We start from the raw sequence: 15868 nt of genomic DNA on the forward strand, positions 1-15868 counted from the left end.
ACCGCAGGAACCGTGGAAAATGGCCACGCGGATGCCGCGCACCGCACTATCCGCGAGCCGGTCCGCGCCGTCAAGGCGGGCCGGCTGCCATCCGGGCCCTCAAGCCGGGGCGTTGGGCGTAGAGGCAGAGCCCATGGCGGCCTCCAGCGCGGGCAGGTTGCCCTCGCCAAAGCCATGGTAGTTGTCGCGCTGGACGATTTCGAAGAAGAACTCGCCGGCCTCGCGGCGCGCAAAGGCTTGCAGGAAGGCCTCGCGCGTGCCGTCGGCGCGCAGCGCGCCGTCCACCAGGATGCCGTAGCGCCGCAAGGCCGCCAGATCCAGCCCGTGGCCCGGCACGCGCGCGTCGACAGTGTCGTAGTAGGCCGCGGGCGGCTCGACAAAGCGCACGCCGTTGCGCGCCAGGGCGGCGGCGCTGGCCACCAGGTCGTCGGTCGCCAGCGCAATGTGCTGGATGCCTTCGCCGTGATGCCCCGACAGATAGTGCTCCATCTGGTCGTGGCGCTGCGTGCCTTTCTCGTAGATCGGGATGCGGATCAGGCCGCAGGGCGAGAGCAGCACGCGGGAATCGCTCGCGACATGCCAGCCGGCATTAACCTCATGGATCTCACGAAAGCCCAGCACCTTGCGATAGAAATCGAGCCACTCCTCCAGATGCCCGGGGTCGACCGCCTGCGTCACGTGATCCACGCGGGCCAGGCCGGCGCCAGCGGTAGTGGCGGCAGTATCCGTGGCGGCATGCGCCAGCGCGCGGAAATCCACGTCGTAGATGGAGATATCGCCCACGTCGCCGGGCCGCCCCTCCTTGCCGCGCCAGCGGTCGATAAAGTAGATGATGGAGCGGCCAATGCCCTGGATGGCCGGGATATTCAGCTCCATCGGGCCAACCGTGCCGGCCTCGAACGGCCATGCGCCGGCATCGACCGCGCGTGCGAATGCCGTGGCGGCATCGTTCACGCGGATGCCGACCGCGCAGATCGAGAGGCCATATTCGGAGGCATAGCGGGTGGCGAAGGAATCCGGCTCCGCGTCAACGATGAAATTCATCTCGCCCTGGCGGAACAGCTTCACGTTCTTGTGCCGGTGCTGGGCAATGGCATGAAAGCCGAAACGCTCGAAGGTGCGCCCAAGCGCCGCGGGATCGGGGGACGCAAATTCGACGAACTCATAACCCATGATGCCCAGCGGGTTCTCCCAAGGCTGGAAATCGTCGGCGCGCGGCGAAAAAACGTCTGCCGGTCGGCTCATGTCTGCTCCTTTCTATGTGGTCCGTGGTGGCTGCGGGTGTTAGCCATCATAGCAAGGGCCATGGCTTCGCTCTAGCTTGGGCGCCGTGCCCCCCGTGGCGCCGTGCCGGAGTCGGCCGGCGGCAGCCGAAGCGTAGCCGGCGCCCCGCGCGCCAACAATGCGAGCGCCCCGGACTGTCGCGCTATTCGTGCGCCAGCGCGCGATGAACGCACCAATCAAGGGTAAACACTTAGTTCCGGTGCCTTCTCCACAAAATGGTCTCATCCACCGGGGCAAACCCGAATTTCGCCCCATAAGCGCGCACATACGTCCGTCTATCGCGCATAGTGCGTATTACACCTCTTGGTTCGGCTCATTTCACCCCTTAAGCTTGCGCTACCCACCTCGCTTCCGCCTTGCGGAACAGACCGCAACAAGTAGCAAGCAACAGGCAACACGGACACCACCATGATCGACGGCAAGACCACCCTCATCGCGCATATCGGCTACCCCACCGATTCCTTCAAGGCGCCGATGATCTACAACCCCTGGTTCGCGCAGCGCGGCATCAATGCCGTCGTGGTGCCCATGGGCCTGAAAGCCGAACACTTCGCCGAGGGCTTGCGCACGCTGTTCCGGCTGACCAACCTGCGCGGCGCACTGATCACCATGCCGCACAAGGTCTCCACCATGGCGCTGGTGGACGCGCTCACCCCGACGGCCCGCATCGCCGGCGCCTGCAACGCGGTACTGCTGCGCGACGACGGCACCTTGCTCGGCGATCAGTTCGATGGCGCGGGCTTCGTGCGCGGCATCCAGCGCAAAGGCTGCCAGCTGCAGGGCGCCAGCGTGCTGGTGTCCGGCTGCGGCGGCGTGGGTTCGGCCATTGCCGCGTCGCTGGCCGGCGCCGGGGTGGCGCGGCTAGGCCTGTTCGATGCGCGCGACGCCTCGGCGCGGGCACTGGCCGCGCGGCTGCAGGCGCACTACCCGCAATTGCAGGTCGGCACGGGCTCGAACGATCCTGCCGGTTACCAGCTGGTGGTCAACGCCACGCCGCTGGGCATGAACGAGGACGATCCCCTGCCCTTCGACGTCAGCCGCATCGACCCGCAAGCCTGGGTGGGCGAGGTGGTGATGAAGACGGAGTACACGCCTTTGCTGCGCGCGGCGCTGGAGCGCGGCTGCCAGGTCCAGGTGGGCACCGACATGCTGTTCGAGATGATTCCCGCCTATCTTGAATTCTTTGGTTTTGGCACGGCGACAGCAGAGGAACTGCGCGCCGTTGCCAGGATCGCTTATTGAGTGTTTGCCATCCGCGCGGTTTTCACTGCAAATTCAACGACTTAACTGCTTAAAGTCAAAGGCGGTTTCACCTCCCCTGCGGGGAGGCGACCCGGATGGGGCGATTCAAACCTTGACGGCTCGCTTCGCATCGCGCTTGGGTGATTTCCGCCTTGGCGACGGAAATCACGGCTACACCAAATGGTTCTCTATTCCCGCTGGTTTGCTCCCCTCTCCCACTTGTGGGAGAGGGGCCGGGGGAGAGGGCCGGCGCTCGTTACGCTGTCGAGCTGGAAAAAACCACGGGCTCCGCTTTGAGTGGCTCCTAGCTAAGCCACCCCTCTCCCCGGCCCTCTCCCCCTGAGGGGAGAGGGAGCGACAGCCGTCGTCATGGCGCGCGGCTTTGGCCTGTTCGGCGGCTTCGGCTTGTGCATTGGATTTGTCAGGCCGGCGTGCCCGCCAGTTTCGCTGCGATGAACTGCAACGCCAGCCCGTACCCCTGGGTGCCGAACCCCGCCATCACCGCCTCCGCGATATCCGACAGGTAGGAGTGATGGCGGAACGCCTCGCGCTTGTGGACATTCGAGATATGCACCTCGACGAAGGGAATGGCGACCCCGGCAAACGCATCGCGGATCGCCACGCTGGTGTGGGTGAAGGCGCCCGGATTGATCAGGATAAAGCTGACGCCTTCGGTGCGCGCTGCGTGGATGCGATCGACGATGGCACCCTCATGGTTGCTCTGGAAGCAGGCCAGGGACAAACCCAGCTGGCCGGCCTGCTGACGCAGGCTGGCCTCGACATCGGCTAGCGTGGTCGAGCCATAGATCTGTGGCTCGCGCGTGCCCAGCAGGTTCAGGTTAGGCCCGTTCAGGACGAGTACGGATTTCATGGTGGTTCCTCTGTTTTCCGCTGATGGGTCTGGTTGATTGCTGCCGGCCGGTCGCCGCCGGCTTGAAGACGCCCGGCTCAGGCGTCCACCGTCTCGACAATGCGCCCGCCGCGCGCAGCTTCGGCGATGGCTTCGGTCACGCGCAGATTCTGCAGCCCGTCATGCACGGTGACAAGCGGCGCGGCAGCGCCGCGGATCACGTCGCAGAAATGCGCGAGCTGGCGCGCGAGCGGGTCCTCGCGCGTGAGCTCGACCACGCTGGCCTGGAAGGGCTTGAACCACGAGCGGTCCTGGTCGTGCGCATAGGTCTTGAGCCGCATGGTCGGCACCGCGAGCGAGCCGCGCGTGCCGGCAATCACATAGCAATCCTCGTCCGGATAGCTGGCATAGTCCGCGTTCTCCCGCGAAGTCTGCTCCCAGCTGCGCGCCGAAGCCGCGCTATCGGACAGCATGAACGTGCCGAGCGCGCCGTTGGCAAAGCGCAGGTTGATCGCCACCGTGTCCTCGACCGGAAACCGCCGCGCGGCGTTCGACGCCATCGCCTGCACAGCCACGATCTCGCCGCACAAGGCCCGCAGGTTGCCGATCTCGTGAATCATGTTGATCAGGATCGGCCCACCGCCGCTCTGGCGGCGCCACGGCGCCGCCGCGAAGTAGTCATCGGGCTTGCAGAACATCGCCGAGCCAACCACCGCCACGGGCGTGCCCAGCACGCCTTCCTGCACGATCGCGCGCGCGAGGGCCAGCAGCGGACTGTGTGCGCGGTGATGGCCGACCAGCAGCTTTGCATTGACCGCCTCGGCTGCCCGGCGCAGGCGCATGCCCTCCTCCAGGCTGTGCGCCACGGGCTTTTCAATCAGCGCCGGAACGCCCGCGCGCAAGCAGGCCAGCGCGTCTGCCACATGCAGCTTGTTTGGCGTGGCGAGGATCACGCCATCGAGCCGTTGCGCTGCAAGGAGTGCATCTAGCGAAGCGTACAAGGGCACGCCCGTAGCGCGCGCCACCTCGGCCGCGGCCGATGCGGGGTCGGCAATGGCAGCCAGCTCGCAGGCCGGGCTGGCCTGCACCAGTTCCATATGGCGCCGGCCAATCAGGCCGGCGCCGGCAATGCCGATTCTGAGCTTTGTCATTTGCTGTGCTAGTGAGGGATGACCGTGGGGGGAGCCCCGGGGGAGCCCCGCATCCGGCCGCCTGGACAGGGGCCATCAGCACAGCGTACTGTTATACGTCGATACGATAATCAGGCGTCATGGAAACTCACAATGTCCCATCGGCGAACAATGATCCCTTCCTCCGGGATCTGCGCCTGTTCTGCACCGTGGCCCGGCGCGCCAGCTTTAGCGCCGGCGCCAACGAGATGGGCCTGTCCGCCGCGCATGTGAGCAAGCGCATCGCCACCCTCGAGGCCATGCTCGGCGTCAAATTGTTCCACCGCACCACGCGCCGTGTCAGCGTGACCGCCGACGGTGAAGCGGCCTTCCTGTGGGCGCAGAAGATCCTGGATGACGTCGAGAGCATGCTGGAAGCGGTTGGCGGCGCCAGCGCGGAGCCACGGGGCCTGCTGCGCATCAGCACCAGCTTGCGGCTCGGGCGAGACCACCTCTGCCCGGCGCTGTCCCTGCTGCGCCAGCGCCATCCCGCGCTCGAAGTCTGGCTGGAACTGCTGGACCGCCGCGTCGACCTGATCGCCGAGAACTTCGACCTCGACATCCGCGTGGGCGAGATCCTGGAACCTCATCTGATTGCCCACAAGATCGCCCCGGGCAGCCGCATCCTGTGTGCCGCGCCCGCCTACCTGGCCCGGCACGGCCAGCCCCGGACGCTCGCGGAACTGGCACAGCACGACTGCCTGCCCTTTCGCGACCGCGACCAGCGCTTCGGGGTATGGCGCATGGCCGGGCCCAGCGGCATGGAAACCGTCAAGATCACCGGGCCCATGGCCTCCAACCACAGCGATATCGTGCGCCAGTGGGCGCACGAAGGCTACGGCGTCATCATGGCTTCGATATGGGACGTGGCCAGCAGCATCCGCAGCGGCGCACTGGTGCGCGTGCTGCCCGCGTACCAGCAGCCTGCCGACGTATGGGCGGTGACCACCGCGCGCGCCTCAAGCTCGGCCAAGATGCGGGCCTGCATCGATTTCCTCAAGGCGCAGCTCACGCAAGGACCACACGCGCTGGCAACCAGCCTGGAAGCCGGAGCAGCGTAGCGTGCCGCACGTTGGAAAAAAGGGCGTGAACTGACACCAACCAGCGCCGCATGACCTAAAAATCACTTTCCTGATGGAGCAGACAACCCCGGTGAGGCTGCCACGCCCCTGAGACGGACGTGGAATCCGACCTCTCCTTGCAACGGATCGGGGTGCCATCTCGCTGGTAGAAACCCGGCTTTTGCGCGTATATCGCGCAGCTTGCGCGAATAGCGCGCAAATTGCGAGAATTCGCCTTGTCGACGATCAAGGGATCGCTTAATTTCCAGCCAACAATGATTGGAGACGAAATTGGCTACTACCCTCAATGACCGTGACCTGCACGGCAAGCGCCAGACCAAGAAGGCGACCGCGAGCGGCTGGATCGGCTCGGCACTCGAGTACTACGACTTCTTCATCTATGCGACGGCGGCGTCGCTGATCTTCCCCCAGATTTTCTTCCCCTCGGGCAACCCCAAGGTCGCCATCGTTGCTTCGCTGGCAACCTACGGTGTCGGCTATATCGCCCGGCCCATCGGCGCCCTCTTCCTGGGCCACTGGGGCGACACCCACGGGCGCAAGAACGTGCTGGTGCTGTGCATGTTCCTGATGGGCTTCTCGACCGTGGCAGTCGGCCTGCTGCCGACCTACAGCCAGGTTGGCATGCTCGCCCCGGTGCTCCTGGTTATCCTTCGCCTGATCCAGGGCTTCGCTGTCGCCGGTGAAATCTCCGGCGCCAGCTCGATGATCCTGGAGCACGCGCCGTTCGGGCGCCGCGGCTACTACGCCAGCTTCACGCTCCAGGGCGTGCAAGCCGGCCAGATCCTGGCCGCCGCAGTCTTCCTGCCGCTTGCCTACTACATGCCGTCGGACGCGTTCAATGCCTGGGGCTGGCGCATTCCCTTCCTGCTGAGCGCCGTCGTGCTGCTGGCCGGCTTCATCATCCGCCGTGAAGTCTCCGAGACGCCGGCGTTTGCCAAGGAAGCCAAGGCTGGCGAAGTGGTGCGTTCGCCCATCATCGAAGCCTTCAAGTTCAGCTGGCGCGACATGGTCCGCGTGGTGTGCATGTCCCTGATGAACGTGATTCCGGTGGTAGCCACGATCTTCGGCGCGGCCTATGCGGTGCAGCCGGCGTACGGCATCGGCTTCGACAAGAGCCTTTACCTGTGGATTCCGGTGGCAGGCAATATTCTCGCGGTGCTGGTCATTCCGATTGTCGGCAACCTGTCCGACAAGATCGGCCGCAAGCCGCCGATCGTCATTGGCGCGCTTAGCTCCGGGTTGCTTTCCTTCCTCTATCTCTACGCCATCAGCATCCATAACGTGCCGCTTGCCATCGTGGCATCGCTGCTGATGTGGGGCATCGTCTACCAGGGCTACAACGCGATTTTCCCGAGCTTCTTCCCCGAGCTGTTCCCGACACGCTCGCGCGTGTCGGCCATGGCCATCGCGCAGAATATCGGCACCGCCGTCACCGCCTTGCTTCCCGCGCTGTTCGCCACCGTGGCACCTCCGGGATCGACCGATATCCCGCTGACGATCGGCGCGATTACCTTCGCCGTGACGATCGTTGCAGCCCTGGCGGCCCTGAGTGCCCGCGAAACCCACCGCATCCGCATGAGCGAACTCGGCGAGCCCAACGCCGCTCCCATGGACAAGCAGGACTACAACCGGCTGCGCGCCGAAGCCATGGGCGAGACAAAGGTGGCCCGGGCAGCCGCCTGAGCGCACCACAGCCTGGCTAGGGAGCACAGAGCAGCCGGTCCACCGCGGACCAGCGCTCTCTGAAACCAGGCTCTACTTCCGTCGCCCGTCACCGATCCGCACTTGTTGGCGATATCGGCGACATCGCGGCCCGTCACGTTCCTTTCACGCTCCTTTCACCTGATGTCGGTGCGATCGCACGCCCCGAAGGGGGCCCGTTTCTCCGAAAGCGCTGAAACACAAAAGCGCCATCGAGTGAAATCGAATTGAATCGAATAGCCGAGCCCACGTTTTAAAAAAATCAATATCAATATTGATATCCACATGAAAAGTATCTGGAGGAGTATCGACATGAACAAGAAAGCCGCCGCCCTGCTCGTTCTGGGGAGCGCCGCCCTGCCCGCATTCGCCCAGCAATCCAGCGTTACCCTGTATGGACTCGTCGACACCACCATCCGCTACAGCACCCACGCGAACGCCGCCGGCAACAGCAAGTGGGAAATGACCGATGGCGAACTCACCGGCAGCCGCTGGGGCCTGCGCGGCACCGAAGATCTCGGCAACAACCTGAAGGCCTTTTACATCCTCGAATCGGGTTTCAGCCCGGATACCGGCAGCAGCCAGCAAGGCGGCCGCCTGTTCGGGCGCACCGCGGTAATCGGCCTGGACGGCGATTTCGGCAAGCTTGCGCTGGGCCGGCAATACACGCTCGCCCACGAAATCCTGTCCTCCTACGAGGCCATGGCCTTCGCCAACAACTCCATCGTCGGCTATCAGGGCGGCAACTACACCGGCCTGCGCTACGACAACACCATCAAGTACATCAAATCGTTCGGCGGGCTGCAGGCGGCGGCGGCCTATACCTTCGGCGAGGTCGCGGGCAGCATCAAGGCCAGCAACGCCAGTGCCGGCTCGCTGGTCTACAGCGCCGGGCCCATCGAGGTTGGCGCGGTCTACCAGGTCACGCACGATGTCTCCTCCGCCTTCTTCGGCGCCGTGCCGGCCGCGCAGGCCAGCAAGCAAACCGTGTGGGGCCTGGGGGGTACCTGGAAGGCGTCGCGCGCGCAGTATTACCTGGGCTATACCAACAACCGCCTGGATGTGGCCGACTACCGCAACAACGTGGGCTATATCGGCGCGCGCGTGAATATCACCGAAGCCCTCAGCTTGATCGGCACCTTCCAGTACGACTGGCTCAAGCATGCCGGCGAGAGCGGCAAGCGCATGACCACCGCCGGCATGCTGGACTACAACTTCAGCAAGCGCACGGACGTCTATGTGGCAGTCGATTACACCCACCTGAGCGGCGCCTGGATCCCGCTGAACAGTTCGCCAAACTTCAACAATAGCGGCAATATGTTCGGCAACACGACCCGGCTGGGCTTCATGGCCGGCCTGCGGCACAAGTTCTGAGGCGCATAGCCGGACATAAACAGGCAAGCAGATAGGCCAGCAAGCATACCGACAAGAATACCGACAAGACTCGCATGCTCAATATCCTGGCGATCATCGCGCCGATCTACATCCTCATCCTGATCGGATTCGCGACGACCCGCGCCGGGCTGTTTGCCAAGGCCGACATGCGCGTGTTCGGGAAGTTCGTGATCAACCTGGCATTGCCGGCGCTGCTATTGCGCGCGCTGTCGCAACGCCAGGTTGGCGAGATTCTCAACGTCAGCTACCTGCTTGCCTATTGCATCGGATCGTGGGCGGTGATCGGCCTGGGCTATGCCTGGTGCCGGCGCGTCAGCCGGCTGAATCCGGCCACCAGCGCGTTCTATGCGATGGGCATGTCGTGTTCGAACAGCGGGTTCATCGGCTATCCCATCCTCCTGTTGACGCTGGCGCCGGTAGCCGGCGTTTCGCTCGCGCTCAACATGACGGTGGAAAACCTGCTGGTGATTCCTTTCCTGCTCTTCATGGCGGAGCGCAAACCGGGCAGCGCGGGCCGGTGGCAAACGTTAGGCAAAGCGCTGGCCCGGCTGATCTGCAACCCGATGATCCTTGGCTTGCTTGCGGGGCTGACGGTGTCGGTGCTTGGCTTGACATTGCCCGCGCCGGTCACGCGCACCGTCGATACGCTGGCAACCGCCTGCAGTGCGCTCTCCCTGTTTGTCATCGGCGGCACGCTGGTCGGACTGCCCATGGGCGGGCTCGGCTCGCGGATTGTGCCCATTGTCGTGGGCAAGCTGGTGCTGCATCCGTTGTGCGTATTGCTGGCAATCACGATGCTGCCGATGCTCGGGCTGCCCGAGATAGACCGCTCGCTTAGCGCAGCGGCCGTGCTGATGGCGGCCATGCCCATGATGGGCATCTACGCCACCCTGGGCCAGGCCTACGGGCAGGAGGAGTTCAGCGCTGTGACCTTGCTGATCACAACCATCGCTTCCTGCTTCACGCTGAGCGCGTTGCTCTTTTTGCTCGGCGCATTTCACGCGCTCCCCTGACAGGCTTGCCGGGCGCGGCGAGCCTCACAACACCCGCATGATCGAGATCGCCGTATCCTGCAGCACCCGCAGCACCCGCTCCAGCGCCTGCTCCGCGCTCTCGTCCCCGATCTGCATATTCACGCTGAGCGCGGCAATCACCTTCCCATGGCGATCCCGCAGCGGCACCGCCACCCCCCGCACGCCGATCTGCAACTGCTGCTCGACCAGGGCATAACCCTGCGCGCCGGCACGGCGGATTTCCGCCATCAGCCGGTCCTGCTGCATGATCGTGTACGGCGTGTAAGGCGTCAGCACGCAACCTTCCAGCCAGGCCTTGACCTTATCCTCCGCCTCGGACGCCAGCATCATCACGCCGGCCGACGCCAGCGGGGCGGGCACACGCGCGCCCAGCACGAAGCCTGTGTTCATCACCCGGCTGGTGCCGGTGCGGCAGATAAACACCAGTTCCCAGTCGTCCAGCACGCTCAGGTAAGCCGGCTCGCCAACGGCGGCGGTGATCTGCTGCAGGAAAGGCTGCACGGTGCGCGGCAGGCGCGCCGAGTCGAAGTACGACCACCCGACCTTGAGCACGCGCGGGGTGAGGCTGAACAAGGTGCCATCGCTGGTGGTGTAGCCCAGATGCTCCAGGGTCAGCAGGTAGCGCCGCGCCGCGGTGCGCGTGAGACCGGTGAGCTGGGCCGCCTGCGTGGGTGTCAGGCGCGGGTGGTCGTTATCGAATGCCTCCAGGATGGCCAGGCCCTTCTCCAGCCCGGCAATCCAGTCCCGACGGCTCAATGGTTCTTTATCCATAGCGGAAACCCTAATCTCGAGCGCCAGTCGCTCGCATACGCGCGATTGTCGCACGCCCGCGCGCGAATTGCGCTTGTTGCCACCTACGATCAGTCCTAATCTTGCCCTACACGAAGCACGCAGGATCTGACATGGACACCACAATCTGGCGCCACCCGAAATCGATCGCTACCGTATCGCTCTCCGGGACGCTCCCTGAAAAACTCGAGGCCGCCGCCGCGGCCGGCTTCGATGGGGTCGAGATCTTCGAGAACGACCTGCTGAATTTCGACGGCTCGCCAGCCGACGTGCGCCGCATCGCGTCCGACCTCGGCCTGGCCATCATGCTGTACCAGCCCTTCCGCGATTTCGAGGCCATGCCGGATGCGATCCGCGAGCGCAACATGGCGCGGGCCGAGCGCAAGTTCGACGTGATGGAAGAACTCGGTGCGCGCATGGTGCTGGTCTGCAGCAATGTGCAGGAGATCGCCATCGACGATCCCGCGCGCGCGGCGGCCGACCTGCGCGCCATGGCCGAGGCCGCGGCGAAACGCGGGCTGTCGGTAGCCTACGAGGCGCTGGCCTGGGGCCGCCACATCCGGCGCTGGCGCCAGGCGTGGGAAATCGTGCGGCAGGCCGACCACCCCGCGCTGGGCCTGGTGCTGGATAGCTTTCACACGCTTGCGCTTGGCGACACGCTCAAAGGCATCGGCGAAGTGCCCGCGGAAAAGCTCTTCTTCATGCAACTGGCCGACGCGCCGCGGATGAGCATGGACGTGCTGTCGTGGAGCCGGCATTACCGCAATTTCCCCGGGCAGGGCGACCTGGCCGTCACCGAGTTTGCGCGCGCGGCAATGGACGCGGGCTATCGCGGACCGCTCTCGCTGGAGATCTTCAATGACGAATTCCGCGCGGCGCCCGCGCGCCTGACCGCGCTCGATGGGCTGCGCTCGCTGATCTGGCTCGAGTCCGAGGCAGGCGGCCCGCCCCTGCCGGCGCCGCCGCGCTTCGGCGGCGTGGACTTCCTGGAGTTCGCGGTGGACTACGTGACCGGGCGCGAGCTGGGCGCGCGCCTGCGCTCGCTGGGCTTTGGCCATGCGGGCCGCCACCGCTCCAAGGCGGTGGAGCTGTACCGGCAGGGCGGCGTCAACATCATCCTCAATGCCGAGCAGGACAGCGCCGCGGCCGAGCACTTCCAGCTGCACGGCCCCTCCGTGTGCGCGCTAGGCCTGAAGGTGGACGATGCCCAACGCGCCGTCACGCGTGCCCGGACCCTGTTGTGCAAGGAGTGGCGCGAGCGCATCGGCCCGCACGAGCGCCGCATTCCGGCATTGCGCGCGCCCGATGGCATGCTGTTCTACCTGATCGACGAACAGGGCTCGGACCGCAGCATCTACGAAAGCGACTTCGTGCTGGAACCTGGCGGCGCCGACAGCGCGGGCGCGGGGCTGATGGCCATCGACCATATCGCCCAGGCCCTGCCGCCGCACAGGCTCGACAGCTTCGTGCTGTTCTACAAGACGGTGTTCGGCCTGCAGGCGCAGGCGCTGCACGAAATCGCCGATCCCTATGGACTGGTCAAGAGCCGCGCCATGGTCAGCGCGGAGCAGAGCCTGCGGATTCCACTCAATGTCTCGGAGAGCAGCCGCACCGCGACCGGCCGGTTCATCACCGCCTACGCGGGCTCGGGCATCCACCACATCGCATTCCGTACGCCGGATCTGTGCGCGACGCTGGCGCAGGTCGCCCCCGCCGAGGCCGCCATGCTCCACGTGCCGGACAACTACTACGACGATGTCGGCGCCCGGCTCGGGCTGGACGATGCGGCACTGGAACGCCTGAGGCAACACCAGTTGCTATACGACAGGGATGCCGGTGGTGAATTCCTGCACGCGTACACCGAGCCCTTCCACGACCGCTTCTTCTTCGAGCTGGTGCAGCGCGATGGCTACCTCGGCTTCGGCGCGGCCAACGCCTCGCTGCGCATGGCCGCGCAAGCCCTGGCCAGCCGCAACCGCCAGGCCCGTCCGGCCTGAAGGCGGCGGCGTCATCCCTTATCAGAGCCTCACATTGGAGCCTCACATGCAAGATCCCTGCATCATCTCAGTCGCCATCACGGGCTCGGTGCCCCGCAAGAAAGACAATCCCGCCATTCCGATCTCGGTGGCCGAGCAGATCGAGAGCACGCAGCAGAGCTTCGAGGCAGGCGCCACGCTGGTGCATCTGCACGTGCGCGACGATGCCGGGAATTCCAGCTCGGACCCGGTGCGCTTCGCCGAGCTGCAGGAAGGCATCCGCAAGCATTGCCCGGGCATGATCGTGCAGTTCTCCACCGGCGGGCGCGGACGCGCCATGGAGCAGCGCGGCGCCATGCTCGACCTGCGCCCGGACATGGCCTCGCTGGCCACGGGCTCGGTCAACTTCCCCACCACCGTCTACGAGAACCCGCCCGACTTCGTGCGGGCGCTGGCCAAGGCCATGCGCGATTACCACATCAAGCCCGAGATCGAGATCTTCGACCTGGCGATGCTCTACAACACGGCGGACCTGGTCAAGGAGGGCTTGCTGCTGCCACCGGTGCACGTGCAATTTGTGTTCGGCATCAAGAATGCGCTGCCGGCGCGCAAGGACATCCTCGAATTCCAGGTGGCGCAACTGGGCAAGGTACTGCCCGGCGCGACCTGGACCGCGGCGGGCATCGGCCGGCACCAGCTGGAGGTCAATCACTGGACGCTCCAGCTCGGCGGCCACTGCCGCACCGGCCTGGAAGACAATGTGCGCTGGGACAAGGACACATTGGCCGCCAGCAACGCGCAGCTGGTGGGCCGGGTGGCCGCGCTGTGCGCGCAGTACGGCCGTGCCGTGGCCACGCCGCAAGAGGCTCGCCAGCTGCTCGGCCTGGCATGAGCTTCTTACCCATACGTTTTGATCGCCACGCATCTCGTGCTACCGTAGAGAAGACCGGATCCGGAGCCGAAAACGGCTCAACGCAAACTTGGATTTCGATAACCTCTTCTTCGTGGGCTTCATGGGCGCCGGCAAGACCACCATCGGCAGGACGGTGGCGCGCCGGCTCGGGCTGCCTTTTTTCGATTCCGACCACGAAATCGAGGCGCGTTGCGGCGTGCGGATACCCACGATCTTCGAGCTGGAAGGCGAGGAAGGCTTTCGCGAGCGCGAAAGCCGGGTGCTGGATGAGCTCAGCCAGCGCCGCGGCATCGTGATGGCCACCGGCGGCGGCGCCGTGCTGCGCCCGGAAAACCGCGAGATGCTGCGCTCGCGCGGCTGCGTGATCTACCTGTGTGCCTCGCCCGCCGAGCTGTGGCACCGCACGCGGCGCAACCGCAACCGCCCGCTGCTGCAGGTCGCCAACCCGCGCGCCACGCTGGAAGCGCTGTTCCAGGTGCGCGACCCGCTGTATCGCGAGACCGCGCATCTGATCATGCCCCCGCATGGCGACAGCGTGGCGAATGCTGCCGGCCGCGTGCTGGAGCGCCTGGGCTTGAGCGAGCGGGTTCTGCCGCCTCCGGTCGATCCCTGAAGCCGCCCCCGGCGCCGCGTGCCGGAAACAGCACTATTTCCCGTTACCGCCAGCCTCAGTGCTGCATGCCCCAGCGGCGCACGGTCACACGCTCCAGCGTCCTGAACACCAGGTTCTCCACCAGCAGCCCGATCAGGATCACCATGGCCAGGCCCGCGAAGACGCGGTCGGTGTACAGCTCATTGCGGTTCTGGAAGATGTACCAGCCCAGCCCGCCCTTGCCCGACGACGCGCCAAACACCAGCTCCGCCGCGATCAGCGTGCGCCAGGCAAAGGCCCAGCCGATCTTCAGGCCCGAGAGAATGGCCGGCAGCGCGGCGGGCACCAGGATCAGCAGCACATAGCGCAGCCCGCGCAGGCCGTAGTTGCGCCCGGCCATGCGCAAGGTGGCCGGCACCCCGCGAAAGCCCGCATAGGTATTGAGCGCCAGCGGCCACAGCACCGAATGGATCAGCACGAACACCAGGCTCTTGCTGCCAAGGCCAAACCACAGCAGTGCCAGCGGCAGCAGCGCGATGGCCGGCAGCGGGTTGAACATGGAGGTGAGCGTGTCCAGCACGTCGCGCCCCAGTTCGGTGGACACCGCCAGCGTGGTCAGCACGAAGGCCAGCACAATGCCGCCGGCATAGCCTTGCAGCAGCACCGACATGGAGATGCCGGCCTTGGCCAGCAGCTCGCCATTGCCGATGCCTTCGGCAAAGGCGCGTGCGGTGGCAAGAAAGCCCGGCAACAGCAGGTCGTTGTCCTGCACGCGCGCGATGATTTCCCACAGGCAGGCCAGCACCACCAGGATCAGCGCCTTGCGCAGCCAGCCTTGCTGCCACAGGCGTTGCGGCCAGGGCACGGCGCGCGCCACCGGCAAGGCGGTGAAGGGCTCGAGCTTGCGCTCGTATTCGGCGCGGACCACCGTGGTGGCGGAAAAAGAGGTTGTGCTCGTGTGCGTGCTCGTCATGGTGGATCCTGGCGGGGCTCAGCGCGCCTGCGCGGTGCGCGCCGGCGACGGCGCCGGCTGCGGCGTCTCGTCGAACAGCAGATGGTGGATGCGTTGCGCGGTAGCCTGGAACTCCGCCCCGCCCTGGCTGGCCAGGTCGAACTGGTGGCTGTTGAGCTCGGCGCGCACGCGCCCCGGATGCGGCGACAGCAGCAGGATGCGGCTGCCCACCACTAGCGCCTCTTCGATCGAGTGCGTGACAAACAGCAGCGTGAAGGCGGCGTCGTGCCACAGCGCCAGCAACTCCTCCTGCATGCGCCGGCGCGTGAGCGCATCCAGCGCGGCAAAGGGCTCGTCCATCAGCAGCACCTTGGGGCGCATCGCCAGCGCGCGGGCAATCGCCACGCGCTGCTTCATGCCGCCCGACAGGGTATGCGGATAGGCATCGGCAAAGTTGGCCAGCCCCACCTTGTCGAGGAAATGCAGCGCGCATTCGGACGCCTCGCGGCGCGACATGCCGCGCGATTGCATGAGCGGGAACATCACGTTCTGCCGCACCGTCTTCCAGGGCGGCAACTGGTCGAACTCCTGGAACACCACGATGCGGTCGGGGCCGGGCGCGCTGACGGGCGCACCCTCGATCCGGATCTCGCCCTCGCACGGCGCAACGAAGCCCGCCACGGCCTTGAGCAAGGTCGACTTGCCGCAGCCCGACGGGCCGAGCAGCACAAAGCGATCGGCCGCATGGACATCGAAGCTGACCTGATGGGTGGCCCGCACCACGCGCTCGGGGGTGCGGTATTCCAGCGAGACGCCGTCGACCTGCAACAGCGGCGCGGGAGCAGCGCGCGCGGAGACCACGCGTAGCGGGGAAGGTTGCGCGGTCATG

At 65.8% G+C, this 15868-nt stretch carries 14 protein-coding genes; 8 read left to right on the forward strand and 6 right to left on the reverse strand.

What is annotated here, in order from left to right; translation table 11 throughout:
- Positions 1 to 99 precede the first annotated feature (99 nt).
- Entirely contained in the window at positions 100 to 1245 is a 1146-nt protein-coding gene (locus AC1DQR_RS17535) for a 4-hydroxyphenylpyruvate dioxygenase family protein (RefSeq protein WP_082055181.1), read from the reverse strand.
- Positions 1246 to 1692: 447 nt separating this feature from the next.
- On the opposite strand from AC1DQR_RS17535, the gene AC1DQR_RS17540 reads away from it, so the two are divergent.
- Positions 1693 to 2526, forward strand: coding sequence for a shikimate dehydrogenase family protein (locus AC1DQR_RS17540; protein WP_416053160.1), 834 nt, complete (start codon positions 1693 to 1695; stop codon positions 2524 to 2526).
- Between the two features lie 421 nt (positions 2527 to 2947).
- On the opposite strand, the gene aroQ is transcribed toward AC1DQR_RS17540, so the two are convergent.
- Together aroQ and AC1DQR_RS17550 are read right to left on the reverse strand one after the other, a co-directional pair.
- Positions 2948 to 3397 (reverse strand): type II 3-dehydroquinate dehydratase, encoded by a 450-nt coding sequence (gene aroQ, locus AC1DQR_RS17545; RefSeq protein ID WP_150987230.1) that lies wholly within the window; start codon positions 3395 to 3397, stop codon positions 2948 to 2950.
- Positions 3398 to 3474: 77 nt separating this feature from the next.
- Positions 3475 to 4527 carry a Gfo/Idh/MocA family protein gene (locus tag AC1DQR_RS17550; protein WP_416053161.1) on the reverse strand — a complete coding sequence of 351 codons (1053 nt, stop codon included), beginning with the start codon at positions 4525 to 4527 and terminating at the stop codon, positions 3475 to 3477.
- A gap of 119 nt (positions 4528 to 4646) precedes the next feature.
- On the opposite strand from AC1DQR_RS17550, the gene AC1DQR_RS17555 reads away from it, so the two are divergent.
- The 4 genes from AC1DQR_RS17555 (at position 4647) to AC1DQR_RS17570 (ending at position 9736) form a co-directional block, all read left to right on the forward strand.
- Positions 4647 to 5606: a LysR family transcriptional regulator gene (locus AC1DQR_RS17555; protein ID WP_416053162.1), complete on the forward strand. Its 960-nt coding sequence runs from the start codon at positions 4647 to 4649 to the stop codon at positions 5604 to 5606.
- Between the two features lie 291 nt (positions 5607 to 5897).
- Positions 5898 to 7310 carry an MFS transporter gene (locus AC1DQR_RS17560; protein ID WP_416053163.1) on the forward strand — a complete coding sequence of 471 codons (1413 nt, stop codon included), beginning with the start codon at positions 5898 to 5900 and terminating at the stop codon, positions 7308 to 7310.
- Between the two features lie 330 nt (positions 7311 to 7640).
- Positions 7641 to 8702 carry a porin gene (locus AC1DQR_RS17565; RefSeq protein WP_477133443.1) on the forward strand — a complete coding sequence of 354 codons (1062 nt, stop codon included), beginning with the start codon at positions 7641 to 7643 and terminating at the stop codon, positions 8700 to 8702.
- 74 nt (positions 8703 to 8776) lie between these two features.
- Positions 8777 to 9736, forward strand: coding sequence for an AEC family transporter (locus AC1DQR_RS17570; RefSeq protein ID WP_477133444.1), 960 nt, complete (start codon positions 8777 to 8779; stop codon positions 9734 to 9736).
- Positions 9737 to 9760: 24 nt separating this feature from the next.
- Here the strand turns inward: AC1DQR_RS17570 and AC1DQR_RS17575 are convergent, their stop codons facing one another.
- Positions 9761 to 10528, reverse strand: a complete 768-nt coding sequence (locus tag AC1DQR_RS17575) for an IclR family transcriptional regulator domain-containing protein (RefSeq protein WP_416053166.1) — start codon at positions 10526 to 10528, stop codon at positions 9761 to 9763.
- A gap of 131 nt (positions 10529 to 10659) precedes the next feature.
- Here AC1DQR_RS17575 and AC1DQR_RS17580 point away from each other — a divergent pair, with 131 nt between their 5' ends.
- The 3 genes from AC1DQR_RS17580 to AC1DQR_RS17590 all read left to right on the forward strand — a co-directional run bounded on the left by AC1DQR_RS17580 (position 10660) and on the right by AC1DQR_RS17590 (position 14048).
- Entirely contained in the window at positions 10660 to 12543 is a 1884-nt protein-coding gene (locus AC1DQR_RS17580; RefSeq protein ID WP_477133445.1) for a bifunctional sugar phosphate isomerase/epimerase/4-hydroxyphenylpyruvate dioxygenase family protein, read from the forward strand.
- Positions 12544 to 12589: 46 nt separating this feature from the next.
- On the forward strand, positions 12590 to 13414 hold the full coding sequence (locus tag AC1DQR_RS17585) for a 3-oxoadipate:acetyl-CoA acetyltransferase (protein ID WP_416053168.1): 825 nt from the start codon (positions 12590 to 12592) through the stop codon (positions 13412 to 13414).
- An 88-nt stretch (positions 13415 to 13502) separates the two neighbouring features.
- The gene (locus AC1DQR_RS17590) at positions 13503 to 14048 is read left to right on the forward strand and encodes a shikimate kinase (RefSeq protein ID WP_150987212.1); all 546 of its coding nucleotides are present in this window, start codon (positions 13503 to 13505) and stop codon (positions 14046 to 14048) included.
- A 55-nt stretch (positions 14049 to 14103) separates the two neighbouring features.
- Here the strand turns inward: AC1DQR_RS17590 and AC1DQR_RS17595 are convergent, their stop codons facing one another.
- Positions 14104 to 15000: an ABC transporter permease gene (locus tag AC1DQR_RS17595; protein ID WP_416053169.1), complete on the reverse strand. Its 897-nt coding sequence runs from the start codon at positions 14998 to 15000 to the stop codon at positions 14104 to 14106.
- An 18-nt stretch (positions 15001 to 15018) separates the two neighbouring features.
- A complete protein-coding gene (locus AC1DQR_RS17600; protein WP_416053170.1) occupies positions 15019 to 15867 on the reverse strand; it encodes an ABC transporter ATP-binding protein in 849 nt (282 codons plus the stop codon).
- Position 15868 lies beyond the last annotated feature (1 nt).

The organism is Cupriavidus sp. 05L411, assembly GCF_056398045.1.